A 26252-nucleotide genomic window follows, 5' to 3' on the forward strand; every position below is an offset into this window, starting at 1 on the left:
AGACGCCTCTCCGGCCAATCGGAGAAGGTTCGTCGCCATGAGCGATTTCAACAACGGCTACGCCCGTCCCATGCCGCAGACGGCCGACATGTCGGTCGACGCCGGTCTGCGCAGCTTCATGCTGGGCGTCTACAACAAGCTGGCGCTGGGCCTCGTGGTCGCGGCGGCGCTGGCCTACACCACCGGCAACGTCCCCGCCGTGCAGCAACTGCTCTACACCGTCGGTCCCGACGGGCGGATGGGCATGACGATCCTGGGCATGGCGGTCCAGTTCGCGCCCCTGGTGCTGATCTTCGGCTCGATGTTCTTCATGAAGAACCCGACGGCCGGCGCGACCAACGTGCTGTACTGGCTGGTCGTCGCGACCATGGGCGCGTCGCTGGGCTGGGTCTTCCTGATCTACACCGGCGCCAGCGTGGCCTCGACCTTCCTGGTCACGGCGGCGGCCTTCGGCGGGCTCAGCCTGTACGGCTACACGACCAAGCGCGATCTCTCGCCGATGGGCACCTTCCTGATCATGGGCGTGATCGGCCTGATCATCGCCTCGCTGGTGAACATGTTCTGGCCGAACGGCGTCCTGTACTGGATCATCAGCGCCGCCGGCGTGCTGCTGTTCTCGGGCTTGATCGCCTTCGACACCCAGCGCCTGAAGATGAGCTACTACGCCATCGAAGGCGACCGGAACGCCTTGGGCGTCGCCACCAGCTACGGCGCGCTGAGCCTGTTCATCAACTTCGTGAACCTGTTCCTCTTCCTGCTGCGCTTCATGGGCGGCAACCGGAACTAGGCGTCCTCGAAAGATTGAAACGGAAAGGGCCCCTCGCGGGGCCCTTTCTTTTTGGCTAATCCACCACCTGAAACTTGCGCCTGTCGAACACCCGCAGCACCTGGGACAGGTCGCGGCCGCGGCGCAGGATCTGGCCGCCTTCGCCGATGACGGCCCACTGGCCCTGGCGGGTCTGGAGGGCGGGGCGTTTCTCGATGCGGTAGGCGGGGGCGTCGCCGGTGCGGCGGAAGACGGCGAACTCGGCGAAGTCCTTGTGGCCGACCATGGCGTAGTCGCGCCATTCGCCCTGGGCGACCATCCGGCCATAGACCCGCAGGATCGGGTCCAGTTCGCGACGGTCGAAGAAGACGGGGCCGGCGGCGGGCGTCGCGTCGAGAGGGGTCATGCTCATGTCCTTCAACTTAGGCCGCGCCGTGGGCGACGCCAGAGCCTGGGAGGCCGCGGTCGGACCGCGCTCTGAAGAAAACCGGTGCAGACACGAAATGGCCCCGTTTCGGTCCTTCGCCCGCCTGTATGGCCGACGAAATATCGATCATCGGCTCGTCGGAGTTCGGAAGCGTCCCGGATCCTGAACAGCCCCCCCAGCCCCCCTGGATGTTTCCAGTTTACGGGCTCCGGCGGCCGATGCTTCCTCCAAGCGAGCGCCCGCCCTGCCTTTCCCCTCCCCCTCCCTGGCAAGGCGGGCGTTTCGCTGTCTGGAGCCCGACGGAACGTCGACCCTTACGGGTTCAGCGTTACGGTCTGGGTCTCTCCCCCTCGCGACACCGTCAAGACTGCAGCGCCGCTTGCGGACTGCAGAGCCGTGGCGACGGCGCGGGCGTCGGCGACCGGGGCGCCGTTTACGGCGGTGATGAGGTCGCCGGCCGTCAGATCGGCCTGAGCTGTCGCAGAGCCGGCCTGGACGCTGACGACCTGGGCCCCGCCGTCCTGATTTCGCAAGGTCGCCCCATAGGCCAGGACCGACCGGGCGCCGATCGTCACCGCCTGGTCGGACGGGGTCTCGACCCTGAGCGAGGTCGTGGCGTCGCGGCCGTCGCGCAGATAGGAGACGCTGAGGTCCGAGCCGGGCGCGGCGATGCCCACGGTGGCGTTGACCGATCCGGCGTTGGCGACCGGCCGGCCCTGCAGGCGGGTGATGACGTCGTTGTGGCGCAGGCCCGCGCGCTCGGCCGGGGAACCGGGGCCCACATCGGCGACGACCGCGCCGCGCACGATGCCCAGATGCAGTTCGCGCGCCCGTTCGGCGTTCAAGGAGCCGAAGATGGCGCCGGTCTGCCCGCGCTTGACCTCGCCGTTCTTCTTCAGCTGGTCGGCGACATACAGCATGATGCGCGTCGGCACGGCGAAGGCGATGCCGTCGTTGCCGCCGCCCAGGCCGCCTGACAGGATCGAGGTGTTGATGCCGATCAACCGGCCCCGGCTGTCCAGCAGCGGTCCGCCCGAATTGCCCGAGTTCACGGCCGCGTCCGTCTGGATATAGTCCTCGACCGCGTCGCCCAGGCCCGAGCGGTTCAGGCCCGAGATGACGCCCATGGTCAGGGTCTGGTCCAGACCCAACGGATAGCCGACCGCGAAGGCCAGGTCGCCGGTGCGCAGGGTGTCGGAATCCACCGTCTGGACCTGTTTCAGGTTCAGCGGACGGCCGTCGGGAGTGATGCGCAGCACGGCGATGTCGGTGGCCTTGTCCGCCCCGACCAGAACCGCGTCGAACAGGCGGCCGTCGGTCAGGTCCACGGTGAACTTTCGACCGCCCTCGACCACATGGTTGTTGGTGATGACCAGCCCCTCGGCCGCATCGACGATGACGCCCGAGCCGGAGGCGTAGGGTTTGGGGTCGGTCGAATCCGAGCTGGGGCCGCGCGACTGGCCCAGCGTGGTGACCTGCACCACCGCCGGAAGCGAGCCCTCCAGCCCCGAGGAGAAGCTGAACACCCCGCGCCGCGCGTCATAGGGCAGGCCGGCGGCGGCCGCGCGCGTGTCGGCCTGAGCCACGGGCCGCGCCAGGACGGGCGTCGCGGCGGCCGCCAGGGCCAGGGCGAGGGCGACGGAGGAGACGGCCTTGGAGCGGATCGGCATGAGCATTCCCTTGATCGAACCCCGACCCTAGACGGAGTTTTCGCCCCTGACGATGGGTTCGTTGGGGGTGGGCGGGACTTGCTTTTGCAGCCGTCCGGCGTGACCATGCGGCCGACGCCGAACCAGGAACCCCCCATGAGCCAGACGACGATGGACCGCAGCCGACCCGCCGCGACCCCGTTCGCCCGGCTGTTCCGCGACCATCCGCGCGAGGTGGGCGAAACCTATTTCGAGCATATGGCCGCCTCCGCCCGCTTCGGTTTCAAACTGATGGGCCTGGCCGGCGCCGCCTTCATCCACGCCGTGGTTCCAGGGGTGCACAAGGCCACCGTCTCGACCGCCATTCGCGGCATGGCGCGCGACATGGGCGGCCGGGCCGAAGAGGCGAAGGAGACCCGGATGCGCGACGCCGGCGTCTGGGACGTGGGCCTCTAGGGCGGCCGAATCCGCCCCGGCCATGCAATCGCCGGGATCCGTGCTATATAGGCCGGCTCAACCTCACGCAGGATCGCCGCCTTGAGCATCACGCTCGATCTTTCGCGCGTCTCTACCGCGCCCGCCGTCAAGGCGCCCGTCAACCTCAGCGGCCTGACGCGCGCGGGCCTGCGCCAGGCCCTGATCGACGCCGGCGTCTGCCCGCCCGAAAAGGCCAAGATGCGGGCCAGCCAGGTCTGGAGCTGGATACACCACTATGGCGTGATCGACTTCGCCGCCATGTCGAACGTCGCCAAGGACATGCAGGCCAAGCTGGCCGAGCATTTCACCCTGGCCCGCCCCGAGGTGGTCGAGCGCCAGGTGTCCAAGGACGGCACGCGCAAATGGCTGATCCGCACCGCTCCGGGCATCGAGATCGAGACGGTCTATATCCCCGACGTGGGCCGCGCCGGCGCCCTGTGCGTGTCCAGCCAGGTGGGCTGCACCCTGAACTGCACCTTCTGCCACACCGGCACCCAGAAGCTGGTTCGCAATCTGACCGCCGCCGAGATCGTGGCCCAGGTTCAGGTGGCGCGCGACGACCTGGGCGAATGGCCGTCGCCCAAGGAAGACCGCCGGCTGTCGAACATCGTCTTCATGGGCATGGGCGAGCCGCTCTACAATCTGGACAACGTTTCCGACGCGATCGACATCATCTCGGACAATGAGGGCATCGCCCTGTCGCGCCGCCGGATCACGGTCTCGACCTCGGGGGTGGTGCCGCAGCTGCAGGCGCTGGGCGACCGCACGGCGGCCATGCTGGCCATCAGCCTGCACGCGACCAACGACCCGTTGCGCGACGTGCTGGTGCCGCTGAACAAGAAATATCCGCTGGAACAGTTGATGGCGGCGATCCGGGCCTATCCGGGCCTGTCCAATGCGCGGCGGGTGACGTTCGAATACGTCATGCTGAAGGGCGTCAACGACAGCCCCGAGGAGGCGCGCGCCCTGTTGAAGCTGATCGAGGGCATCCCGGCCAAGATCAATCTGATCCCGTTCAACCCTTGGCCCGGCGTTGAATACGAATGCTCGGACTGGAAGACCATCGAGCGCTTCGCCGCCATCCTGAACAAGGCCGGCTACGCCAGCCCTATCCGCACCCCCCGCGGCCGCGACATCCTGGCCGCCTGCGGCCAGCTGAAGTCCGAAAGCGAAAAAGTCCGCGCCTCGGCGCTGAGGAAGGCGGAGCAGGCGGCGGGAGCCGAGGCGGCCTGACCGACCGTCTCCTCCCCGATTGCGGGGACGGGGGCCGGAGACGAGACAGACCGGCGTTTAGAACTCCGAGATCGCGCCCGGTCTCCGCGAACGCGTCTTCAACCACATGACGCCCATCAGGTCCGAGACCGACGCGCGCAGCCGGCCCCAGTTGGTGTATTTGGATCGGCCGGTCTCGCGATGGCGGTGGTCCACGTCCAGATACTGGTTCTTGAACCCCTCGCGGATCATCAGCGCCGGCAGGTAGCGGTGGATGTGATCGAAATAGGGCAGGCGCAGGAAGACGTCGCGGCGAAAGGCCTTCAGGCCGCAACCCGTGTCGTCGGCGTCGTCGCCGAGCAGTTTGCGGCGGATGCGGTTGGCCCAGATCGAGGCCTGGCGTTTGGCCTGGGTGTCCTGACGCTTGGCGCGGCGGCCGCCGACCAGGCCGACGTCGGCGGGCGCCGCGATCAGGGCGTCGACCAGGCGTGGGGCGTCGGCGGGCGGGTTCTGACCGTCGCCGTCCATGGTCACCACGACGGGACCGCGCGCCGCCAGGACGCCGGTGCGCACTGCACGGCTCTGGCCCGCATTCGTTCCATGAGACAGGACGCGCAGGGCCGGCAGTTCGGTCATGGCGGCCTTCAATTCGGCCAGGGTCGCGTCCTTGGAGGCGTCGTCCACGAAGATCATTTCATACGAACGCCCGGCGAAGGCGGCGGCGATCTCGCGCGCCAAAGGCACGGCGGCGCCGGCTTCGTCGTGAACGGGCACGACGACGGAGATGTCGGGGGCGGAGGCGGCGCGGTCGATCATTCGTGGCTCCTTAGCGCATCCGCGGGCGCGAGTGAAACGGACGGTGCGACCTTGCGTCTCATGGCGGGCGGGCGGGGCGGGGGCGCGCGGCCGCGCCGCCTCTCCGTCGTTCGGACGCCAGATGACGGGCGGTCCTGCGAGGGAGCGCTTCCGGCGAGCGTCGTGGGCGTGATACGACGCTCGGATGAACCGCCTGAACCTGGATCACCTTATCGCCGGTTGGAGGGGGCCGCTGTTCGCCGCCCTGCTGACGCTGATCGCCGGCCTGCCGGGCCTGTTGCTGATGCCGCCGCTGGATCGCGACGAGAGCCGCTTCGCCCAGGCCACGGCCCAGATGGTCGAGAGTGGAGACTATGTGGATATCCGCTTCCAGGACGAGCCGCGCTGGAAGAAGCCGGTCGGCATCTACTGGCTGCAGGCGGCGGCGGTGGCCCTGACCTCGGACGTCGAGGATCGCCAGATCGCGCCCTATCGGATTCCGTCCCTGCTGGGCGCAGTGCTGGCGGCCTGGGCGGTGGCCTGGGCCGGGTCGGCGATGCTGGGCGGTCGCGTCGGCTTCCTCGGCGGAGCGATCATGGGGGCGACCTTCCTGTTGTCCACCGAGGCGGGCATCGCCAAGACCGATGCCATGCTGTGCGGGGCGACCACCCTGGCCATGGCGGCCCTGGCGCGCATCTATATGGCGACCCGGGCCGGGGAGCGGCCGGAACGGCTGCACAAATTCCTGTTCTGGGCGGGGCTGGGCCTGTCGGTCCTGATCAAGGGGCCCATCGGATTTCTGGTCATCGCCTTGGCCGTCATCGCCGTGTCGATCTGGGACCGGAACGTCAAATGGCTCTATCGCCTCGGTTGGGGCTGGGGACTGCCGCTGGTCGCCCTGATGGTGGGGCCATGGGCCATCGCCATCACCATCGCCACCGACGGCGGCTTCTGGCGCGAGGCCATCGGGGGCGATCTCGCGCCCAAGATCGCCGGCGCCCATGAGAGCCATTCGGGCTTCCCCGGCATGTATCTGTTGCTGGCGCCCCTGCTGTTCTTCCCCTCCACCCTTCTGTTGCCCGCCGCCGTCTCGACGGGTTGGAACCGGCGGGCCGAGCCGGCGATCCGGTTCCTGGTCTGCTGGGTGCTGCCGGGCTGGCTGATGTTCGAACTCGCGCCGACCAAGCTGTGGCACTACACCCTGCCGACCTTCGGCGGGCTGGCGCTTCTGGCCGCCGCCGCCCTGGCCCGGCCCATCGGCAAGGTTTCGCGCATCACGGGCGCAATCCTGGCCGGGTTCGCGGCGATCCTGATCATCGGCATCACGGTGTATGGGCTGACGGTCTATGGCACCTCAACCGCCCAGACCTGGGCGGCGCTGACAGTGGTCATGGCTCTGGCGGCCGGGGCCATGGGAGCCTTCCTGCTTTTGAACCGGGCGCCGGTCGCGGCCCTGATCGCCTCGCTGGCCTTCGGGATCGTCGCGCACGCGGCGCTGGCCGGCACCATCCGCCAACTGCGCCCCCTGGCCATCGCGCCCCAGCTTGAGCGGACGCTGGAGGCCGCCGACCTGCATCCGCGTCAAGGCCGCACGCCGGGCCCCGTGGCCATCACCGGCTTCCATGAGCCCAGCTTCGTCTTCCTGACCGGACGCGACACCGAACTGACTGACGCGCAAGGGGCCGCCGAAGCCCTGGCCGAGGGCCGGCCCGCCATCGTCGAAGGCCGTGACGCCGACGCCTTCCGCGCCGCCGCCGCGCGCCTGGGCGTCTCGGGCCGGGCGGTCGGGGTGGTCAACGGCTACAACTATTCCGCCGGGGACGAGGTCAGTCTGACGGTCTATGCGCCGCCGCCCAGAAACGGCAACGCCGCCGCGGGAGCCGAGTAATGGGTCGCTTCATCCAGATCGTCGAAGTCGGCCCGCGCGACGGGCTGCAGAACGAAAAGGCGGTTCTCGAGCCCGCCGTGCGCGCCGATTTGGTGCGCAGGCTGGAGGCGGCGGGCGCGAAACGGATCGAGGCCGTCTCCTTCGTCCATCCCAGATATGTGCCGCAGATGGCCGGCGCCGAAGAGGTCATGGCCGCCCTGCCGCGTCAGCCGGAGCGCAGCCGCATCGGCCTGGTCCTCAACGGCAAGGGCTATGACCGGGCGCTTGCGACCGGGGTGGACGAGGTCAATGTCTCGGTCGCCGCGACGGACGGCTTCGGTCTGAAGAACCAGGGCCTGGCTGTGAAGGACCAACTGGGCATGCTGGCGGACATCGTGGCGCGGCGGCACAACGCCGAGGCGTCCGAAGGCGCGCCGTCGCTGTCGGCCATGATCTCCTGCGTCTGGGGCTGTCCGTTCGACGGCGAGGTCTCGGTCGATCAGGTCGCGGACATGGTCGGGGCCATCGCGGCGATGGGCGTCCGGGAGATCGGTCTGGCCGACACCATCGGCGCCGGCGATCCCTGGGCGGTGACGCGGAAGGTCGAGGCGGCCAGGGCCGCAGCCCCCGGCGCGACCCTGCGCCTGCATTTCCACGACACCCGCAATACCGGCCTGGCCAACGCCTATGCCGGGGTTCAGGCTGGGATCGACGTGCTGGACGCCTCAGTCGGGGGCGTCGGCGGCTGTCCGTTCGCACCCGGCGCCACGGGCAATATCGCCACCGAAGACCTGGTCTATATGCTGGAGCGCGGCGGGTTCCAGACGGGCTATGACCTGGACGCCCTGATCGAGACGGCGCGCTGGATCGGTCAGGCCATCGGCCGACCGGCGCCCTCGGCGCTCAGCCGGGCGGGCGGCTTTCCCCCGTCCTGATTGGGACGACGGGACCGCGGCGGCCCTGTGGCGGCGTGTCGCAAACGGGGCTATTCATAAGGAATGGACGCGAAGAGCCCGGGGGGCGGGTCGCGTAGAGGACCGACCATGTTGATCGCCATTCCGCTGCTGCTGATCCCGGTGGTCCTCTACAATATCGTGGTGCTGTTCGGCGGCTCTGGCGACGCGGGCGTGGCGCAGGCCGACGTGCTGCTGCGCGATCCGCTGTTCGCCGTCACCATGACGTCCGGCGCGCAATGGACCATCGGTTCGGGCGATCTGATCCTGTTCCTGGGGTTGATCCTTCTGTTCTTCGAACTGCTGAAGTCGACGTCAAGCCAGCGGGTGGCCATCATCAATCACGCCCTGTCGATGATCCTGTTCATCGGCGTGCTGATCGAGTTCCTGCTTTTGCCGGGTTTCGCCACCTCGACCTTCTTCCTGATCGTGACGATGATCCTGCTGGACGTGCTGGCCGGCTTCATCGTCACCATCATCGCCTCACGCAAAGATTTCGACTTCGGCGGGGCGTGACCTCTCCGGCACGTGGGGCCCGGCGACCTCACGAAGGCCGACGGCCGAAGGCGCGTGTGCCTAGGAAAAGGCCGAGAAGATCAGGGCCACGACGGCGACGTCGAAGAATTTTGCGGCGAGGCTGAAGGCGGCGGGCATGATCGGGTCCGACGTGAGGCGTGTGACGGCGCCTCCAGCAAACCCCGTGCCGCCTGGTCAGATGTCGGTCTTGGTCGTCCTGCCCGTGGTCGGGCGGCGCTCGGCCGCGCCGGAATATTCAGTTCCGAGATAGGCGGAGCGGGCCGCGTCCAGCACGGGCGGGCCGCCGCGCAGGCCGCGCTTCTGGCCGCTCTGGCCCATCTGCTGGGCGACGAAGGCGGCCGCGCCGGGTTCGGCGGCCGGTTGCACGGCAGCTCTTGCCGGGCGGTCCTGCGTCTTGGCCTGGAGTTCGGGCGCATCCAGGGCCACCAGATCGCGCGAGGGCGGGTTGGCGCGCCGCTCGCGCTCGCGCCGTTCGCCCTCGCGCCGCTCGATGCGCTCGGGCCCGCCGACAGCGCCGATACGGTCGGTCATTTGGGCTTGGCGCTGGCCAGCTTGTCGATCTGGCGTCGCATCTCGTCCATCTGGCGGCGCATTTCGTCCAGGGCGTCAGGCGCGCTCGCGGCCGGCTCTGGTGAAGCGGTCTGTTCAGCGCGCGTTTCGGCGGTGGGTTCGGCGCGGGCGTAGCCGAAACCGGGGAACATCTGCATGGCGCGTTCGAACATGGCGATGTTGGCGCGGGCCGCGTCCTCCATCAAGCTGGCGCCCGCGCCGGTTCCAAAGGCGCGGCTCATCTGGCTGGCGAACTGTTCCTGCTGCTTGCCGAAATTGGCCAGCGACATCTCCAGATAGGAGGGCAGAACCCCCTGCATCTGGCCGCCGTAGAAGCCGATCAGCTGACGCAGGAACTGGACCGGCAGCAGGGCCTCGCCCCGGCTTTCCTCCTCGAAGATGATCTGGGTCAGGATCTGGCGCGTCAGGTCGTCGTTGGTCTTGGCGTCGTAGACGACGAATTCGACACCCTCGCGGACCATGGTCGCCAGGTCTTCCAGCGTCACATAGGCGCTGGTTCGCGTGTTGTAGAGGCGTCGGTTCGCATACTTCTTGATCACGACCGTCTCGGTCGCATCCTTGTTTCCACCCTTGGTTTTTTCGTCAGCCACGCTTGTTCTCGCGATGTTGCAACGCATCACTATCCCCCCTTGCGCGCTCAAGCGCCAGAGGGGGCGACGATGCGCCGGATGCTGAGCGTTTTCTCAGTGCGTCAAGGCCGGGGCCAGGACGACGCCGACCAAGACGGCCGCCCAATGCACGGTGGCGCCGGTCACGACGAACCCATGCCAGATGGCGCGACGGAAACGGACCTTGGGGCTGATGAAGACGAAGACCCCGGCGGTGTAGATCAGCCCGCCGATCACAAGCAGGGCCAGGGCGATCGGATGAACCGTTTCGACCATCGGTTTCAGGGCGGCGACCGCCAGCCAGCCGAAGACGACATAGACCCCGCTCCAGAACCGATCCGAGATGCGTGGCGCAAACAGCTTCACGCCCGCGCCCATGAAGGCCAAGGTCCAGATCAGGGTGGTGAAGCCCACGGCCCACACCCCCTCGAACCGCTGGGTAGTGAAGGGGGTGTAGCTGCCGGCGATCATCAGGAAGATGGCCGCCTCGTCCAGCCGCCGCAGAACCGGCCGCGCCGCGCAGGGGTTGGTCCAGTTGTAGATGGTGGAGGCCGTCAGCATTCCCACCAGACACAGCGCATAGATGGCGGTGGCCAGCACCCCGCCGATGCCGGTGTAGACCCCCGCCAGGCCCGCCAGGATGATCCCGCCGACCGCCGCCAGCATCAGTCCGACAACATGGACCCACAGGTCCGCCAGCTTTTCCGCCCGCGTCGGATAATGGTCGATCATGTCCAGCTCGTCCGGCGTGCAGACGTGGGCGACAAGACGTTTGATCGTGCGCAGCATGGCCAATCCAATCCCAGATCGCGCTTATCGTTCCGCCACAATGCGCCGACAGGGTGACGAAGCGCTGAATCAGCCGGTGGGCGCCTCGTCGCAGGTGACGAAGCCGCCGCGATGCGGCAAAACGGCCACGCATCTTTATTCCCTAGAGAGTGAAATCCCATGACCGAGGTCGTCATCGTCTCCGCCGCCCGCACGCCGGTCGGATCGTTCATGGGGGGGCTGGCCGCCCTGCCGGCGTCCAAGCTCGGCGAGATCGCCATCAAGGCGGCGCTGGAGCGCGCCGACGTGTCCGGCGATGAGGTCGATGAGGTGATCCTGGGCCATGTGCTGCAGGCCGCCGCCGGGCAAGGCCCAGCGCGTCAGGCCGCCGTGGGCGCAGGGGTCAGGAAGGAGGCCGCAGCCTGGAGCATCAACCAGATCTGCGGCTCGGGCCTGCGCGCCGTGGCTCTCGCCGCACAGCAGATCGCGCTAGGGGATGCGAAGATCGTGGTTGCGGGCGGTCAGGAAAGCATGAGCCAGGCGCCGCACGCCCAGCAGCTTCGCAATGGTCACAAGATGGGCGATGTCGCCTTCGTCGACACCATGATCAAGGACGGGCTGTGGGACGCCTTCAACGGCTATCACATGGGCCAGACCGCCGAGAACATCGCCGAAAAGTGGGCGATCAGCCGGGAGGCCCAGGATGAGTTCGCCCTGGCCAGCCAGCACAAGGCCGAGGCTGCCCAGAAGGCCGGCAAGTTCGCCGATGAGATCACGCCCGTCGTCATCCCCGGCAAGAAGGCCGACGTCATCGTCGACCAGGACGAATACATCCGCCACGGCGCGACCATCGAGGCCATGCAGAAGCTGCGTCCGGCCTTCACCAGGGACGGCAGCGTCACCGCCGCCAACGCCTCGGGCCTGAACGACGGCGCCGCGGCTCTGGTGCTGATGAGCGCCGATGAGGCCAAGGCGCGCGGGCTGGAGCCGCTGGCCCGCATCGCCTCCTACGCCACGGCGGGCGTCGATCCGTCGATCATGGGCACGGGACCGATCCCGGCATCCAGAAAGGCGCTGGAGAAGGCGGGCTGGAGCGTCGCTGATCTCGATCTGGTCGAATCCAACGAGGCCTTCGCCGCCCAGAGCCTTTGCGTGGTCAAGGAGCTGGGCCTCGATCCGGCCAAGGTCAACGTCAACGGCGGCGCCATCGCCATCGGCCACCCCATCGGCGCCTCGGGCGCGCGCATCCTGACGACCCTGCTGTTCGAGATGAAGCGTTCGGGCGCCAGGAAGGGTTTGGCGACCCTGTGCATCGGCGGCGGCATGGGCGTGGCCCTGTGCGTCGAGCGCGCCTGAAGCCTTCTAATTGATGAGGGGCGAGGATTTCCTCGCCCCTTTTTCGTTTCAGTCCGCCCGGTATTCGAACGGGTCGCTCGGGGTCGGCTCGGTCGGCAGCGGCATCCGGGGCAGGGGGGCGTCGCGGTTGGCGGCGTTCAGCAGGAAGCTGGCCAGGATGATGGCCGCCTGACGCAGGTCCTCGGCCTTCAGGTGGTCATAGCTGTCGATGCTGGTGTGGTGCAGGCGGCTGGAATAGTCGAGCGGGTCCTGAATGAACTGATATCCCGGAATGCCGACCGTCTGCATATAGACGTGGTCGGTTCCGCCGGATGGACGCAGGGACACCGTGGTGGCGCCCATGCTGGCGAAGGGGGCCAGCCATTCCTGGAAGATCGGGGCGGCGGCGACATTGCCCTCGGCGTTGATGCCCCGGATCTTGCCCGAGCCGTTGTCGAGATTGAAATAGGCGACCAGATCGCGATAGCCCGCGCGCGGCTGGACCGGCCAGCGGCTGCGCCAGGTGCGGTTGTTCGGCAGATGGGCCAGGGCGGGATCGTTTGACGGCGCGCGCGTCGCCAGATGTTGATCGACGTAGGCCAGAGAGCCGAGGATGCCCTGCTCCTCGCCGTTCCACAGGGCGAAACGGATGGTGCGCTTGGGCTGGACGCCCAGGGTCTTCAGGATGCGCGCGGCTTCCATGACCACGGCGCTGCCCGCCGCATTGTCCACCGCGCCGTCCGAGGCGACCCAGCTGTCCAGGTGGGCGCCGGCCATGACGTATTCCGTGCCGCGCGCCGTGCCGGGGATGTCGGCCAGGATGTTGTAGGCGTTGACGTCCTCGTCATGGAAACGCACCTCGCTGTTCAGCTCCAGCGTCGGCGGCGTGTCGGTCAGGGCCAGGCGGGCCAGACGGCGATAATCCTCGGCCGCTAGCTCCATCCCCGCCAGCTTCGGCGTAGCGCCGATTTGATAGGTGTAGCCCGTGCCGTGCAGCAGGCCGCCGTCACGCTGGGAGATGCGGACCCAGGCCAGGGCGCCCTGTTCGACCAGGAAGGCGTCCAGTTTCGAGGCGAAGTCGGCGGTCTCCAGCGACTTGCGGATGGCCTCGGGCGAATACTGCGGCTGGACGTAGGTGTTGCGGTCGGCGAGGTCGGCGGCGCTGAGGCGGCGGAATGCGGGTTCAGTCGGTTCCGACCCCGTGCCGGGCAGGGAGATCATGACGATCTTGCCCGACAGCTTGCCGCGCCATTTGTCGAAATCCTCGACCTTGGACAGGGGGGCGACGATCACGCCCGCGCTGATGGTTCCGTTGGTGCTGGGCGTCCAGGCCACCGGGATGGCGCGCAGGTCCAGCGGGCGGGGCGTCGTCATCCGGGCGCTGGAGCGGACGATGGACCAGCCGCGTCCGAACTCGAAACCCTCGGCCCGGACGTTGGACAGGCCATAGTTGCGGAACTGCTGTTGCGCCCACTGCTCGGCCTCGCGCATCTGAGGCGAGTTGGTCATCCGTCCGCCGATCCGGTCGGTCAGATAGGCGGCGTTCTGCATCACCTGACTTTGGTTCAGTCCCTGGTCGATGATGCCGTTGATGGCGACCCGGTCAACGGACTGGGCCATGACAGGGGTGGCCAGGAGAGCGGCGGCGGAGACAAAGGCGAGCAGACGCGACATTCAACAAACAGCCCCATGATTCAGATGGGCGGCATCTGACGCGATGACGCCGGTTTACGCAAATCCGACAGGGTGTGGCGAACCGCCCCGGTCGGGACGCGGATCGTTTTCGTCGCCTCAGCCCCACGGACCTCTGGACGGGGGCGGCGTGGTCGGCACGCCGGTCGTGCTGGCGGTGAAACCCGCGGCAGGGCGGGGCTGGGTCGGTTCCGGCGCGGATTGTGTCGCGCGCGGCTGCATTCCCATCTTGGCGCCCAACTCCATCAGGGCGCGCACGCGGTTGCCGGTCGCCGGGTGGGTCGAGAACAGATTGTCCGCCCCGCGTCCCGCCAGCGGATTGATGATGAACAGCTGGCCCGAGGCCGGATTGCGCTCGGCCGTGGGATTATGGATGCGTTTGGCGTAGGCCTCGATCTTCTGCAGGGCGCTGGCCAGGGCCTGGGGATCGCCCGCGATCTCGGCGCCGACGCGGTCGGCCTCATATTCACGGCTGCGGCTGATGGCCATCTGGACCAGACCCGCCGCCATGGGGGCCAGCAGCATCAGGGCCAGTGCGCCGATGATCCCACCCGGACGCTCGCGGTCGTTGCCGCCGAAGAACAGGGCGAAGTTGGCCAGGGCCGCGATGGCGCCCGCGATGGTCGCCGTCACCGTCATGGTCAGGGTGTCGCGGTTCTTCACATGGGCCAGTTCGTGGGCCATCACGCCGCGAACCTCCTCGCGGGTCAGCATGTCGAGCAGGCCGGTGGTGGCGCAGACGGCGGCGTTTTCAGGGTTGCGGCCGGTGGCGAAGGCGTTCGGCTGGTCGCTGGGGATGATGGCGATCTGGGGCTGGGGCATTCCCGCGTCCCGAGCCATCTGGCGAACATCGGCGACATAGTTGCGGACGACCGCATTGGGATGCTGCTCGTCGACCGGCTGGGCCTTGTACATCTTCAGCACGATCTTGTCGGCGTTCCAGTAGCTGAACAGATTCATCCCGCCAGCGAACAGCAGGGCGACGGCCATGCCCGTCGCGCCGCCGATCAGATACCCCAGGCCCATGAACAGAGCGGTCATCGCGGCGAGCAGGGCGAAGGTCTTCAGATGGTTCATCGCGGTTCCAGGCCCGATCCGGCCTCAGCGTCTGGCGTCACGGGTTTGATCGTCTATTTGAGGAAAGGCGCACCAAGCCTCAAGGGAGCCGCCCTGTGACCGAACATCCCACCCCCGCGCCGAACGGCGACGACCAGACGCCGCCGACAGGCCCCGTCTTCAACGCCGACGTGCCCCATGCCACGTCCGAGCGGCCGTTGAGCGCGGCCGCCCGTCGCGCCTTGCAGGAGGCGGCGGATCGCCGCGCGCAGCAGCAGACAGCCCAGACGGCGGGCGTCCAGGCCGATCCCGAGCATGGCGGCCCGAGAGGGCCGGAGCCGACCCGGTTCGGCGATTGGGAGAAGAAGGGCATCGCTGTGGATTTCTGACAGGGCGATCATGGGGGCCAGGGCGGCGTTAACCTTCGCTTAAGAAACAGGCGCCGGTTTTGCCAGAATGGGGACAACTCAGAGGAGCTTGTCCCGTGACGATACAGTCGATGATCACCGCCGCGTCGGCGGCTCTGCTGCTCTCCGCAGCGCCCGCCCTAGCCGGAGGTCCCGGCGGCCACGGCGGAATGCCGGGCGGCTGCGGCGGCGGATGTGGCGGCGGCGGCCATTACGGCGGCGGCAACTACAACGCCAATCACAACGTCAATGTGAACGTGAATGGCGGGGCCAACGCCTATTCCAACGCCTACGCCAACTCCGGGGCCTATGCCGGCGCGACCGCCTATTCGGCCATCAACGCCCGCTCCTACTCCAGCTCGTCCACCTTCCAGCGCGGCTATGTCGGCGGGGGCACGACCTATGTGGGGGGCGGCGGCTATTCGGACGGCTATTACGGCGGCGGCTATGGCGGCGGTTATGTGACTTCGGCCCCGGTGCTGGTCGGTCGCCCGCCCGTCAGCGCGCCAGTCGGCTATCCGGTCTATGGCTTCGGTCGCGACTATATCGGCTGGCGCCCGTATCCAGGCCGTCCGGTCGACTGCAACTGCCGCCCGCCCGTGCGCCCGCCGGTTCGCTATGAACAGCGCTACGAGCAGCGTTACGTCGAGCAGCCGCCGGTCTATGTGCAGGCCCCGCCGGTCCAGGTCGCGCCGCAGCGTATCTATGTCGCCCCTTCCCAGGTAAACATCGCCCCCGCCCAGGTCGAGATGGGTCCGCCCACCTATATCGAACAGCCGCCCATCTATGTTCAGGCGCCTCCGGTCAATATCGGGCCCCAGCGCGTGCAGGTGGCCCCGGCCCAGGTCAACCTGGCCCCGGCCCAGGTCGAGGTCGGACCGCCCGTCTATGTGGATCAGGCGCCGATCTACGCCCAGGCCGCCCCCGTCAACATCGGTCCGCAACGGGTCCAGGTCGCTCCAGCCCAGGTCAATGTCGCCCCCGCCCAGGTGGAGGTCGGCGGTCCGGTCTATGTCGATCAGTCGCCCGTCTATGTACAGTCGGCGCCGGTCAACGTCGCCCCGGCCCAGGTCTATGTGGCGCCGCCGGAAGTGAACGCAGCGCCCCCGCCGCCACCTCCCCCGCCCAGCTATTACGGCGACCTGCCGCCGCCAGAGGCGCCGGCGCCCCACGCGCCGCCGCGTCACCGCTACGCCCAGGAGCCGGGCGAGCGGGGCTGACCGCCCGGCGACAATGAAGTGTCGTCGTCGCCCCGGTCTGTCTCAGATCGGGGCGATCTCGTTGGCGATGGCCAGGGCCGCCGCGCGCGGATCGGCGGCGGCCGTGATCGGCCGACCGATCACCAGATGGGTCGCCCCGGCTTGCAGGGCCTTGGCCGGGGTCGCCGCCCGCGCCTGATCGTCCAGCGCCGCGCCGACCGGCCGCACGCCCGGCGTCACGATCAGAAAGTCCGGTCGTCCCGCCGCGATGGCCAGGTCGCGGACGCGCGCCGCCTCGTGCGGGCTGGAGACGACGCCGTCGATCCCGGCGTCCAGCGCCTGGCGCACGCGCAACTCCACCAGGTCGCCCGGCGACAGGCTGTGGTCGTCCGCCGCCAGATCCTCGGCCGTCAGACTGGTCAGGACGGTCACGCCCAGCACCTTCAGCGTCGATCCGGCCGCGCCGCGCCGCGCCGCCGCCATCACTTGGGGCCGCGCATGGACGGTTAGAAGATCGCAGCCGGCCCCGGCCAGATTGGCCGTCGCCTTCTCCACCGTCGCGCCGATGTCGTGCAGTTTCCAGTCCAGGAACACCTGGCGTCCCTGGGCCTTCAGGTGGCGCGCCAGGTCCATGCCGCCCACCGCGAACAGCTGCAGCCCGATCTTGTAGAAGCCGACCGCATCGCCGATCCGCTCGACCAGGGCGGCGGCCTCGTCGGTGGTCGGGACGTCCAGGGCGCAGATGATCCGCGAGCCGGGGGCCGCAACTGAGGTCTGGGTCATCGACGGACTCGCGCTTAGCGGCTATGCCGGACGACCAAGGGGCGCGTCGGCAAGCGGCGTGGACGGATTGAAGGCGAGGGCAGGCGATGAACGCAGTCGATTTGGGTGTCAACCTGTTCGTGACCCTGTTCGCCCTGTTGGACCCCATCGGCAACCTGCCGATCTTCGCCGCCGCCACGGCGGGGGCCACGCTGCGTCAGCGGATTTCGGTCTCGGCCCTGATCTGCGCCTTCGCCACCGTCTTTCTGGCCTTCTTCCTGTTTACGGGTCTGGGCCTGCTGCAGTTCTTCGGCATCTCCCTGGCCGCCTTCCGCATCGCGGGGGGGATTCTGCTGCTGTTCCTGGGGCTGGACATGGCGCGCGGCGATTTCCTGGCCATGTTCGCCGACAAGGATGCGCTGAGCGACGCCAAGGACGTGCGCGGCTATGCCCGCCGCCGGTTCCAGCGCCTGGTCGTGCCCTTCGCCATTCCGCTGATGATCGGGCCGGGCGCCATTTCGGCGGTCATCATCCAGGCGGGCGAGGCGGCCAAGCTGGGCTATGCCGGGACCATGGGCTCGCTGGTCGCCATCGCGGCCGCCTGCGCCGTGTCCTTCGTTTGTTTCGCCCTGACAGGGTCGCTCAGCCGCCTGCTGGGCGAGGTGGGCATGGCCATCGTGGTCAAGGTGCTGGGCCTGATCCTGTGTGCGCTTGCGATCCAGTTCATCCTGCTGGGCCTGGGCGAGGCCATTCCCGGGATGATCTCCGGCGCGGTGACGACGCCCTATCCGGCGGACCGCTGACCCGGCCTCAGTCGGCGTCGTCCTCGATGGCGTGGATGTCGTCGTCGGTCAGGCCCAAGTGGTGGCCGATCTCGTGGATCAGGACGTGGGCGATCAGTTCGGCGATCCCCACGTCGCCGCGCTCGCACCATTCGTCCAGGATCGGACGGCGATAGAGGAAGACCCGCGACGGCTCGACCGCCGGCCCCAGGCCGTCGCGCCGGCCGATGTCCACGCCGTGATACAGGCCCGTCAGTTCGAACGGATCCTCGATCTCCATTTCCGCCAGGGTCGCCTCGTCGGCGAAGTCGTCGATGCGGATCACCACCTCGCCGGCGGCGTGACGGAAGGGGCCGGGCAGGGCGTCGAACGCCTGACGCGCCAGCCGGGCGAAGTCGTCGAGCGAAGGGGCGATGGGGTCGGTCATGACCGCGATATCGCCGCGCCGATCGCCCTTCGCAACGGGGCGCAATGACGCGATCATGAGACTGCCGCATTTTCGCGCAGTTGGCGTTATGGTTAGCGAATCGCGGCGCGCACTTTCCAAGGACACGAATGGCCGAGGCCGACATCGCCTATGTCGCCACTGCAGGCGCAGCCGGACTGGCCATGGCCGTCAGCGCCTGGGCCCTGCTGATGCGCGGCCGGCTGAACGCCGCCGCTGACGACGCCGAGCGCGAGCGCGTCGAGGCCCTGGCCAGCCTGGGCCGCCACGACGCCATGCTGCGCGCCTTCGACGACGTCAGCCTGGCCCTTACGCCCAACGGTCAGGCGGCCGGAGCGCCCATTGGATCGGCGGAGCTGGTGGCGCGGCTGGCCGAGGACAGCCAAGACGTGGGCGCCGCCGTTCTGGCCCGCCTGAGACAGACGCATGGCGCCCTGATTGACGCCCTGGTGCAATCGGGTCAGGCGTTCGAAGGCCTGGTCGCACTGGACGATGTGGAGCCCTGGCGGATCGAGGGTCGGGTCGCGGGGGGCGCGGCCTGGCTGCGTCTGTCGCCGGCCTCGCGCTTCACCTTGACCGGAGCGGATGCGACCGAGAGCGGCCTGGCCATGCTGGGCGACGCCTCGCCCACCCCGACCTGGGTGGTGGACGGCGCGGGCAAGCTAGCCTGGGCCAATCGCGCCTGGCTGAACGCGACCAACGTCGAGACCCTGGACGCCGCCATCGAAAGCGGCCTGTCGTTCGATCGCGGGGCCGACGCCCTGGTCGCCGAGGCCGCCCGGCTGGGCGTGCGTCAGGAGGGCTTTCGCTGGACGACCGGGGGCGGCGCCCGACGCGCCTGGCGCATCATCGCCGAACCGGCGGGCGGCGGCGCCGTCACCGCCTTCGCCATCGACGTCACCGAGGCGGAAGAGACCCGCGACACCCTGCGCCGCCATGTCGAGGCCCATGACGAGACGCTGAACCACCTGGCGGACGCCGTGGCCATCTTCGGCCCGCAGAAGCGGCTGGCCTTCCATAACACCGCCTTCCAGACCCTGTTTGACATCGACCCGGCGTGGCTGGACGAACGCCCGACCCACGCCGAACTTCTGGACCGGCTGCGCCAGCGCCGCAGCCTGCCCGAGGTGGTCGATTACGCCGGGTGGAAGGCGCACGAGCTGGACTTCTACGGCGCGTCCGAGGCTTCGCCCGACGACAGCTGGTCCCTGCCGGACGGGCGGACCTTGCGCGTGGTTCGCCAGCCCCACCCGTTGGGCGGCATCCTGCTGATCTTCTCGGACATCACCGACGAGCTGAAGCTGCGCAGCCGGTTCAACGCCCAGATTCAGGTTCAGCGCGCCACTCTGGACAAGCTGAACGACGCGGTCGCCGTGTTCGGGTCCGACGGCCGTCTGCGTTTGCATAACGAGGCGTTCGAGACCTTCTGGAGCCTGTCGGCCGAGCGGATCGCGACCCTGGCCGACTTCGACGCCCTGGCCGAACCTTGCAAGGCGGTCCTGCCCGATCCGGCCTTGTGGCTGGGGCTGAAGGCTCGCGTCGCCGATCCCGATCCCGAAAGCCGGGTCGCCATTTCGGGAGAGGGGCGAACGGTGGACGGCCGCGTCGCCGCCTGGCAGACCCGCCCCCTGCCGGATGGCGCGACCCTGGTCGCCTTTTCCGACGTTACGGCTCGGCGCGGGCTGGAACAGGCCTTGGTCCAGCGCGAACAGGCCCTGGCCGAAAGCCAGGCCCTGAAGCGCGAGTTCGTGGGCAGCGTCTCCTATGAACTGCGCACGCCGCTGACGACCATCGTCGGCTATTCCGAACTGCTGGAGACGATGGGCGACCTGCCCGACCGCAGCCGCCAGCACGCGGGCGCCATTCGCGTCGCGGCCAGCCAGCTGGCGCGCTCCATCGACGATGTGCTGGACATGGCCCAGATCGACGCCGGAGAGATGGAGCTGTCGTTGGGCGACCTGCGCGTCTGCGATCTGTTGGCCGAGGCGGGCGAAAAGGTCCGCGCCCGGATCGAGGGGCGCGGCGCCAGCCTGACCCTAAGCTGTCCGACCGATCTGAAGCCGATCCGCGCCGACCAGCATCGCATCGGCCAGGCGCTGGATCACCTGCTGGAGAACGCCGCGCGGGCGGTGTCGGACGGCGGGGCGGTGGTGCTGAAGGCCGAGGCCGGTCCGTCAGAGGTGCGCCTGACGGTCTCCGACACCGGGCGCGGCATCCCCTATCATCTGCAGGCCCACGTCTTCGACCGCTTCGTGCGGCGCGAGCGGGGCGGCCCTGGCGTAGGCCTGGCCCTGGTCAAGGCGCTGGTTGAACTGCACGGCGGCTGGGCCGAGGTCGAAAGCGAACCGGGCAAGGGCGCCGCCTTCATCCTGCATCTGCCGCTGGGCGCCGCGACCACCGCCGCCGCGCCCGAGCTTCAGCTGGAGCTTTAACGCCGCGCCGCTCTGGACGCATCCCGCGCCGGTCCGAACTCGGCGCCCGCATTCCATTCCGGCCATTGGTCGCTGTCGGCCAGTTCGCGCCCGACCGCATAGATCAGGGCCACGTCGGCAGCTGCGGCGTCCATCTTCCAGGTGTCATTCCATTCGTCCGTAGGCTGATGGTATCGATTCTGGACATAGTCGCGGCTGGCCGCGCTGGCGCCGGTGAAACCCGCCGCGGGGAACAGGGCCGGCACGCCGCGCAGGGCCAGGGGGAAGTGGTCGGAGCGATAGAAGGCGCCGGCCTGGGGCGCCGGATCGGCGATCAGGGTGCGGCCGGCTTGCGTCGCGTGGCGGGCCAGCACGTCGTCCAGCTGGTTCTTGCCCTTGCCGATGACCACGACGTTGGGGTCGATCTCGGTCCCGGGCAGCAGGCTGTCGACATTGATGTTGGCGACCGTGGTATCCAGCGGCCAGACCGGATTGGCGGCGTAATAGGTCGAGCCTAGCAGGCCCGCCTCCTCGCCCGACCAGGCGGCGAAGACGACCGACCGTTTCGGGCGCGGTCCCTCGGCGAAGGCGTGGGCCAGTTCCAGCAGGGCGGCGACCCCGGTCGCATTGTCCACGGCGGCGTTATAGATCTTGTCGCCCTGGGCGTTCGGCGTGCCGACGCCATAGCCGTCCCAGTGGGCGCCATACATCACGGTCTCATTCGGATGCTCCGAACCCGGAATGCGGGCTATGACGTTCCTGGTCTCCACCCGGTCGGCGATCTGGCCGAAATCGACGCTGAGGGTCAGGCCGGGCAGGACGACGGGCTTGAAGTCGGCGCGACGCGCGCTGGCCTTCAGGGCGACGAAATCCAGGCCGGCGGCGGTGAACAGCTCTTCCGCCTTGGCGCGTTGGATCCAGCCTTGGAAGGGCGCGCGCTCGGCGTCGGGGTTGGCGCGCACAATATCGAACTTGGCCGCCGCCGACGAGTTTTGCAGCGTCGACCAGGGATAGCCGGCGGCGGCCGTCTCATGCACCACCAGGACGCCGGCTGCGCCGCGACGCCCCGCCTCCAGGAATTTGTAGGTCCAGCGGCCGTAGAAGGTCATGGCCTGGCCGTCGAACTTGCCCGCCACCGGCTCGCCCTCGGCGGCCTCGAAATCGGGGTCGTTGACCAGGACGACGATGACCTTGCCCCGCACGTCCACGTCCTTGAAGTCGTCCCACTGGCGCTCGGGCGCCGTCGCGCCGTAGCCGACGAAGACCACCGGCGCGTCGGTCACGGTGATGTGGTTCACTGGTCGGTCGCTGGACACCAGCACGTCCGGCCCGCGCTGCAGGTCGAGGGTGCGGCCCCCGACATGGGCGGCCACCACGGCCGGGCCGTCCTGGCGCGTGCGCGACAGATGGGCGACCTGGACGAAGGCGCCATCCGGCCCGCCGCCCTGGGCGCCCGCCGCCCGGAACTGTTCCACCAGCCAGGCGACGGTCTTCTCCTCGCCGGGCGAGGCGGGGGCGCGGCCTTCGAACTCATCCGAGGCCAGCACCCGCACCGCCTGGTTCATCCGTTCGGCGTCGATCGCCGGCGCCTGCTGGGCCAGGGCGGGCGCACAGGCCATCATCAGGGCTAGGGCGGAAACGGCGGGGAGGGCGTGGCGCATCGAGAACTCCTTATCGAACCGGCCGACCCTGCCCGTCTCAGCCCTGGCTGTCGAGCCAGTCGATCACGCCCTGGGCCGCCACGACGCCCGAGGCGAAGCTGGCCTGCAGCAGATAGCCCCCTGTCGGCGCCTCCCAGTCCAACATTTCGCCCGCGACAAAGACGCCCGGCCGGGCATGCAGCATCAGCCTTGCGTCCACGCCGTCCAGCCGGACGCCGCCGGCCGAGGAGATGGCCCGCTCCAACCCCTGCACGCCGGCCAGGGTCAGAGGCAGGGCCTTGATGCGATTGGCCAGGGCGTGGGGTTCGGCGGGCGGCGGGCCGGCTTCATGCAGGAGGGCCACCGCCGCGGGCTCCAACCCGGTCGTCTTGCGCAGATGGTTCGACAGACTGGTCTTGCCGCGCGGCCGATCCAGCCGTTTGGTCAGGCGCTCCATGTCGATGTCGGGCTTCAGGTCGATCCGCACCTCGGCCTGACCCGCCGCCTCGATCGCATCGCGCAGAGCGGCCGAAAGGGCATAGACGGCGCCGCCCTCCAGCCCGTACCCGGCGATCATCGCCTCGCCCCTGATGGATCGGTCGCCGTGGCTGAGTGCGATCCCCTTCAGCGGCAGACCGGCGAACCGCTCGCGGAACAGCGGCGACCAGGCGACGTCGAAACCGACGTTGGCGGGCCGAAACGGCGTCGTGGGCGCCCCCAGCCAAGCGGTCCAGGCGCCGTCCGACCCCAGGCGCGGCCAGCTGGCGCCGCCTAGGGCCAGAACCACGGCGGCTGGCCGTTCCTGCCGCTGGCCTTCCGGCGTCTCGAACGCCAGCGCCCCGTCTCGCCATCCGGTCCAGCGCGAGCGGGTGCGGACCAGGACCCCCAACGTCTCCAGCCGCGCCAGCCAGGCGCGCAGCAGGGGCGAAGCCTTCATCGCCTTGGGAAAGACCCGCCCGCTGGATCCCACGAAGGTCGGCTGGCCCAGACCTTCGACCCATTGCGTCAGGTCCTCCGGCGAGAAGTCCTCGATCCAACCGCCGACAGCCGCCTGGGCGGGGCCGTAGCGGCTGACGAACCGCTCAGTCGCCTCGGAATGGGTCAGGTTCAGCCCGCCCCGTCCGGCCATCAGGAACTTGCGCGCCACCGACGGCATTCGGTCGTGGACCACGACGCCCAGCCCTGCCTGGGCCAGTCGTTCGGCCGCCATCAGGCCGGCCGGACCGGCACCGATCACATGAACCTGTCTGATGGATTCGTTCATCGCCTCGCTTTGCCCGGTCGGCTCGGCTCTGGCTATAGGCGCGGGCGTCGCTATGTTCCGTACCATGAGCGTCGCCTTCACCCGAGAAGAAGATCTAGAGGCCACCGCCGCAGACCTGGCGGATCGCCCGATTTCGCCCCATCCCAATCTGGTCACGCCGCAGGGTCTGGCCTTGATCGAGGCCGAACTGGCCTCGGCGCGCGCCGCCTATACGGCCGCCCAGGTGCAGGGTTCGATAGAGAGCGACCGCACCGCCATGGCCCGGGCGACGCGCGACCTGCGCTACTGGTCCGCGCGACGCGCCTCGGCCCAACTGGTCGAGCCGGGCGAGGACGAGGGCGTCGTGCGCTTCGGCGGCTCCGTCACCATCGAACGCGACGACGGCCGCACCCAGACCTGGCGCATCGTCGGCGAGGACGAGGCCGATCCGGCGGCCGGTTCGGTCAGCCACGTCTCGCCGCTATCGCGCGCCGTCATGGGCCGCCGCGTCGGGGAAGAAGTGCAGGTGGCCGGGCAGGCGGCCGAGATCACGGCCATCGGCTAGATTTCAGGCGTCGTCGCCCACGCCTTCGTCCAGCATTTCGCGCATGATCTGCACGACCGCCTTTTGCTTTCGTAGCGGCAGGCGGGGGGCCAGTTTGGCGATCTCCAAACTCTGTTTGGTCATCGGGAAGTCGTGGTCGAAGCCGGGCGCCGCAGCCTCGGACAGGCCGGGCTGCCGAAGCGGAACGCCGTCGAAGAAGAAGGCGATCTCCTCCTTCATGAACTGGGCGATTTCAAACAGCTTGGACGCCGAAACGCGGTTCGTGCCCTTTTCGTATTTCTGCACCTGCTGGAAGCTGACGCCGACCGCATTGGCCAGGGCGGTCTGGGTGAGACCCAGGTTCAGCCGCTTCTCCTGGACGCGACGGCCGACATGGCGATCCACGGGGTGGATGGTCTCGTCCTTGTCCTGCGCCATTGTCCTCGCCCCCGCTTCAGATCGCCGATAGCCCCGTTCTCACCTTAGATCGCAGGATCAGCGGCCACAAGGATAGAGCGAGCATAGCCATTAGGGCCAGCGCCAGCGGCCAGTCGCCAAACCGGCCGTAGAAGGTGACGTTGGTCGGGCGTGGCAGGGGCGCGTCGATCACGCCCATCACGCCCGGCTCCAGCTTCTGGCCGTCCACGATCCGGCCCCAGGGGTCGATCATCGCCGAAATGCCGGTCGGCGTGGCGCGTGCGATGGGCAGGCCCGTCTCGATGGCGCGATAGCTGGCCAGATTCAGATGCTGTCGCGGGCCGGATGTGGCGCCGAACCAGGCGTCGTTGGACGCATTGACGATCCAGTCGGGACGGCCCGCCGCGCCGGGCGTGAAACCGGGATAGAGGCTTTCGTAGCAGATCAGAATCTGGGCGCGCGGGGCGCCGGGGATCGAGATCGGCTCCGGCTTCGGTCCCGCCGAGAAATCACTGGGCATATGGACCAGGCTGCGCAGGCCGATGGAGGTCATCACCGACCCCAGCGGCAGGTATTCGCCGAACGGCACCAGACGGTGCTTGTCATAGACGGCGGCGACCCGCAGACCCGCCTGACCTTCGCCGGACAGGGCGAACAGGCTGTTGTAATAACGCGCGCCGTCGGGCGCTGTCAGATCGCCCTGTCCGCGCGCCAGACCGACCAGCAGGGTCTGGCCCGGCCGCACGGCGGCGGCGATGGCGCGGGCGTCTTCCGATGCAAAGACGTCATTGGCCGAAGCGGGCAGCGACCCTTCGGGCCAGACGATGACATTGGGCGCGCGACCATCCGGGTTGGCGGTCGGCTGGGCCGTCAGCCGCACATAGCGGTCGACGATAGAGCGATAGGTCTCGGGCGACCATTTCGTCTCCTGTTTCACATCGGCCTGAACCAGACGCACCACCGTGTCGGTGAACTGCACGTCCGACTGGGCCAGACGCACCGCGCCGAAGACGCCGACCGAAATCAGCGCGAGGGCGCCGAGGCATGCCGAGATCAGGCGGCTGCGTTTCAGACCCGGCCCGATCAGGGGCGCAAAGGCCGATGTGGCGGCGACGGTGATCAGGCTCAGGCCATAGACGCCGACGACCGAGGCGAACTGGGACATGCCGCCGCCCGCCTTCCAGGTCGCGCCCGCCGGGTTCCAGGGAAACCCGGTCAGCACATGGCCGCGCAGCCATTCGGCGGCGCAGAACAGGGCGGCGAACAACAGGACCCGCACCGACCCGATGGGCGCGAACCGCCGATAGAGGGCCGTCGCCGCGCCCCAGAACAGACCCAGGCCCGCAGGCAGCAGACTGGCCGCAAAGGGCGCCATCCACGCCTGTTCGGGATTGACGAAAAAGGCCTCGGCCACCCACCAGCAGCCGACGAAGAAATAGGCGAACCCGCCCAGCCATCCCATCCAGAAGGCGCCGGGCACCGTGTCGGACCGCTCCGACAGGATCATCAGCAGGGGATAGCCCAACAGACCGATCAACACCCCGAACGGCGGATGGGCGAAGGCCGTCCCCGCCCCCGCCAGCAGGGCCAGGACGATGCGGATCAGACGCCAGGTCAGGGCGCGTTTCCTGTCGGGCAAGGCCCTGATCGGGGCGGCGAGACGGTCCAGCAGGGCGTCGGCAAACATCGG

Annotated in this window: 26 protein-coding genes; 12 read left to right on the plus strand and 14 right to left on the minus strand. The window is 68.8% G+C overall.

The features are described 5' to 3' along the window. The first annotated feature begins 37 nt into the window (after positions 1-37). The gene (locus ACYX4P_RS03775; protein ID WP_312572415.1) at positions 38-787 is read left to right on the plus strand and encodes a Bax inhibitor-1/YccA family protein; all 750 of its coding nucleotides are present in this window, start codon (positions 38-40) and stop codon (positions 785-787) included. Between the two features lie 55 nt (positions 788-842). Here the strand turns inward: ACYX4P_RS03775 and ACYX4P_RS03780 are convergent, their stop codons facing one another. Together ACYX4P_RS03780 and ACYX4P_RS03785 are read right to left on the minus strand one after the other, a co-directional pair. Further along, positions 843-1178: a DUF2794 domain-containing protein gene (locus ACYX4P_RS03780; RefSeq protein WP_312572416.1), complete on the minus strand. Its 336-nt coding sequence runs from the start codon at positions 1176-1178 to the stop codon at positions 843-845. A 329-nt stretch (positions 1179-1507) separates the two neighbouring features. Then, a complete protein-coding gene (locus ACYX4P_RS03785) occupies positions 1508-2863 on the minus strand; it encodes a trypsin-like peptidase domain-containing protein (RefSeq protein WP_248119432.1) in 1356 nt (451 codons plus the stop codon). A 135-nt stretch (positions 2864-2998) separates the two neighbouring features. On the opposite strand from ACYX4P_RS03785, the gene ACYX4P_RS03790 reads away from it, so the two are divergent. Further along, positions 2999-3298: a DUF6356 family protein gene (locus tag ACYX4P_RS03790; RefSeq protein WP_248119431.1), complete on the plus strand. Its 300-nt coding sequence runs from the start codon at positions 2999-3001 to the stop codon at positions 3296-3298. An 81-nt stretch (positions 3299-3379) separates the two neighbouring features. Beyond that, positions 3380-4552: a dual-specificity RNA methyltransferase RlmN gene (gene rlmN, locus ACYX4P_RS03795; RefSeq protein WP_248119430.1), complete on the plus strand. Its 1173-nt coding sequence runs from the start codon at positions 3380-3382 to the stop codon at positions 4550-4552. Between the two features lie 57 nt (positions 4553-4609). On the opposite strand, the gene ACYX4P_RS03800 is transcribed toward rlmN, so the two are convergent. Next, complete coding sequence (locus ACYX4P_RS03800; protein WP_248119429.1) at positions 4610-5347, minus strand: glycosyltransferase family 2 protein; 738 nt, start codon at positions 5345-5347, stop codon at positions 4610-4612. Between the two features lie 184 nt (positions 5348-5531). On the opposite strand from ACYX4P_RS03800, the gene ACYX4P_RS03805 reads away from it, so the two are divergent. The 3 genes from ACYX4P_RS03805 (at position 5532) to ACYX4P_RS03815 (ending at position 8662) form a co-directional block, all read left to right on the plus strand. Further along, a complete protein-coding gene (locus ACYX4P_RS03805; protein ID WP_248119428.1) occupies positions 5532-7214 on the plus strand; it encodes an ArnT family glycosyltransferase in 1683 nt (560 codons plus the stop codon). Beyond that, complete coding sequence (locus ACYX4P_RS03810; protein WP_248119427.1) at positions 7214-8128, plus strand: hydroxymethylglutaryl-CoA lyase; 915 nt, start codon at positions 7214-7216, stop codon at positions 8126-8128. The genes ACYX4P_RS03805 and ACYX4P_RS03810 overlap by 1 nt, the downstream gene beginning before the upstream one ends. 108 nt (positions 8129-8236) lie before the next feature. Further along, entirely contained in the window at positions 8237-8662 is a 426-nt protein-coding gene (locus ACYX4P_RS03815; protein ID WP_248119426.1) for a hypothetical protein, read from the plus strand. Positions 8663-8857: 195 nt separating this feature from the next. On the opposite strand, the gene ACYX4P_RS03820 is transcribed toward ACYX4P_RS03815, so the two are convergent. From ACYX4P_RS03820 to trhA, 3 genes are all read right to left on the minus strand, one after another. Then, positions 8858-9214 carry a hypothetical protein gene (locus ACYX4P_RS03820; protein ID WP_248119425.1) on the minus strand — a complete coding sequence of 119 codons (357 nt, stop codon included), beginning with the start codon at positions 9212-9214 and terminating at the stop codon, positions 8858-8860. Then, positions 9211-9843, minus strand: a complete 633-nt coding sequence (gene phaR, locus ACYX4P_RS03825) for a polyhydroxyalkanoate synthesis repressor PhaR (RefSeq protein WP_248119424.1) — start codon at positions 9841-9843, stop codon at positions 9211-9213. Before phaR ends, ACYX4P_RS03820 begins: the two co-directional genes overlap by 4 nt. A 93-nt stretch (positions 9844-9936) precedes the next feature. After that, positions 9937-10650 carry a PAQR family membrane homeostasis protein TrhA gene (gene trhA / locus ACYX4P_RS03830; RefSeq protein ID WP_248119423.1) on the minus strand — a complete coding sequence of 238 codons (714 nt, stop codon included), beginning with the start codon at positions 10648-10650 and terminating at the stop codon, positions 9937-9939. Between the two features lie 159 nt (positions 10651-10809). Here trhA and ACYX4P_RS03835 point away from each other — a divergent pair, with 159 nt between their 5' ends. Then, positions 10810-11985, plus strand: coding sequence for an acetyl-CoA C-acetyltransferase (locus tag ACYX4P_RS03835; protein WP_248119422.1), 1176 nt, complete (start codon positions 10810-10812; stop codon positions 11983-11985). A 48-nt stretch (positions 11986-12033) separates the two neighbouring features. Here the strand turns inward: ACYX4P_RS03835 and ACYX4P_RS03840 are convergent, their stop codons facing one another. Both ACYX4P_RS03840 and htpX read right to left on the minus strand, forming a co-directional pair. Beyond that, entirely contained in the window at positions 12034-13638 is a 1605-nt protein-coding gene (locus tag ACYX4P_RS03840; protein WP_248119421.1) for a M20/M25/M40 family metallo-hydrolase, read from the minus strand. 117 nt (positions 13639-13755) lie between these two features. Continuing rightward, positions 13756-14733, minus strand: coding sequence for a zinc metalloprotease HtpX (htpX, locus tag ACYX4P_RS03845; protein ID WP_248119420.1), 978 nt, complete (start codon positions 14731-14733; stop codon positions 13756-13758). 95 nt (positions 14734-14828) lie between these two features. On the opposite strand from htpX, the gene ACYX4P_RS03850 reads away from it, so the two are divergent. Both ACYX4P_RS03850 and ACYX4P_RS03855 read left to right on the plus strand, forming a co-directional pair. Further along, a complete protein-coding gene (locus ACYX4P_RS03850) occupies positions 14829-15101 on the plus strand; it encodes a DUF1674 domain-containing protein (RefSeq protein ID WP_248119419.1) in 273 nt (90 codons plus the stop codon). A gap of 95 nt (positions 15102-15196) precedes the next feature. Continuing rightward, entirely contained in the window at positions 15197-16339 is a 1143-nt protein-coding gene (locus ACYX4P_RS03855) for a ribosomal eL19 family protein (RefSeq protein WP_292075001.1), read from the plus strand. Between the two features lie 42 nt (positions 16340-16381). Here ACYX4P_RS03855 and pyrF read toward each other — a convergent pair whose 3' ends face one another. Continuing rightward, positions 16382-17101, minus strand: a complete 720-nt coding sequence (gene pyrF, locus ACYX4P_RS03860) for an orotidine-5'-phosphate decarboxylase (protein ID WP_248119417.1) — start codon at positions 17099-17101, stop codon at positions 16382-16384. An 86-nt stretch (positions 17102-17187) separates the two neighbouring features. Here pyrF and ACYX4P_RS03865 point away from each other — a divergent pair, with 86 nt between their 5' ends. Continuing rightward, positions 17188-17883, plus strand: coding sequence for a MarC family protein (locus ACYX4P_RS03865; protein WP_248119416.1), 696 nt, complete (start codon positions 17188-17190; stop codon positions 17881-17883). A gap of 7 nt (positions 17884-17890) precedes the next feature. Here ACYX4P_RS03865 and ACYX4P_RS03870 read toward each other — a convergent pair whose 3' ends face one another. Beyond that, positions 17891-18289 carry a metallopeptidase family protein gene (locus ACYX4P_RS03870; RefSeq protein WP_248119415.1) on the minus strand — a complete coding sequence of 133 codons (399 nt, stop codon included), beginning with the start codon at positions 18287-18289 and terminating at the stop codon, positions 17891-17893. Between the two features lie 128 nt (positions 18290-18417). Here ACYX4P_RS03870 and ACYX4P_RS03875 point away from each other — a divergent pair, with 128 nt between their 5' ends. Continuing rightward, positions 18418-20739, plus strand: coding sequence for a sensor histidine kinase (locus ACYX4P_RS03875; RefSeq protein WP_248119414.1), 2322 nt, complete (start codon positions 18418-18420; stop codon positions 20737-20739). Here ACYX4P_RS03875 and ACYX4P_RS03880 read toward each other — a convergent pair. Both ACYX4P_RS03880 and ACYX4P_RS03885 read right to left on the minus strand, forming a co-directional pair. Next, entirely contained in the window at positions 20736-22379 is a 1644-nt protein-coding gene (locus tag ACYX4P_RS03880) for a M28 family peptidase (RefSeq protein WP_248119413.1), read from the minus strand. The two genes, ACYX4P_RS03875 and ACYX4P_RS03880, sit on opposite strands and share 4 nt — an antisense overlap. A 37-nt stretch (positions 22380-22416) precedes the next feature. After that, positions 22417-23622 carry a BaiN/RdsA family NAD(P)/FAD-dependent oxidoreductase gene (locus ACYX4P_RS03885; protein WP_248119412.1) on the minus strand — a complete coding sequence of 402 codons (1206 nt, stop codon included), beginning with the start codon at positions 23620-23622 and terminating at the stop codon, positions 22417-22419. A gap of 64 nt (positions 23623-23686) precedes the next feature. Between ACYX4P_RS03885 and greA the strand changes: the two genes are divergently transcribed. Further along, on the plus strand, positions 23687-24166 hold the full coding sequence (gene greA, locus ACYX4P_RS03890; RefSeq protein WP_248119496.1) for a transcription elongation factor GreA: 480 nt from the start codon (positions 23687-23689) through the stop codon (positions 24164-24166). 3 nt (positions 24167-24169) lie between these two features. Here greA and ACYX4P_RS03895 read toward each other — a convergent pair whose 3' ends face one another. Further along, the gene (locus tag ACYX4P_RS03895; RefSeq protein WP_248119411.1) at positions 24170-24583 is read right to left on the minus strand and encodes a helix-turn-helix domain-containing protein; all 414 of its coding nucleotides are present in this window, start codon (positions 24581-24583) and stop codon (positions 24170-24172) included. Between the two features lie 16 nt (positions 24584-24599). Next, positions 24600-26249, minus strand: a complete 1650-nt coding sequence (gene lnt / locus ACYX4P_RS03900; protein ID WP_248119410.1) for an apolipoprotein N-acyltransferase — start codon at positions 26247-26249, stop codon at positions 24600-24602. Between the last annotated feature and the right edge of the window lie 3 nt (positions 26250-26252).

Source organism: Brevundimonas sp. ABV4_179 (assembly GCF_056311945.1).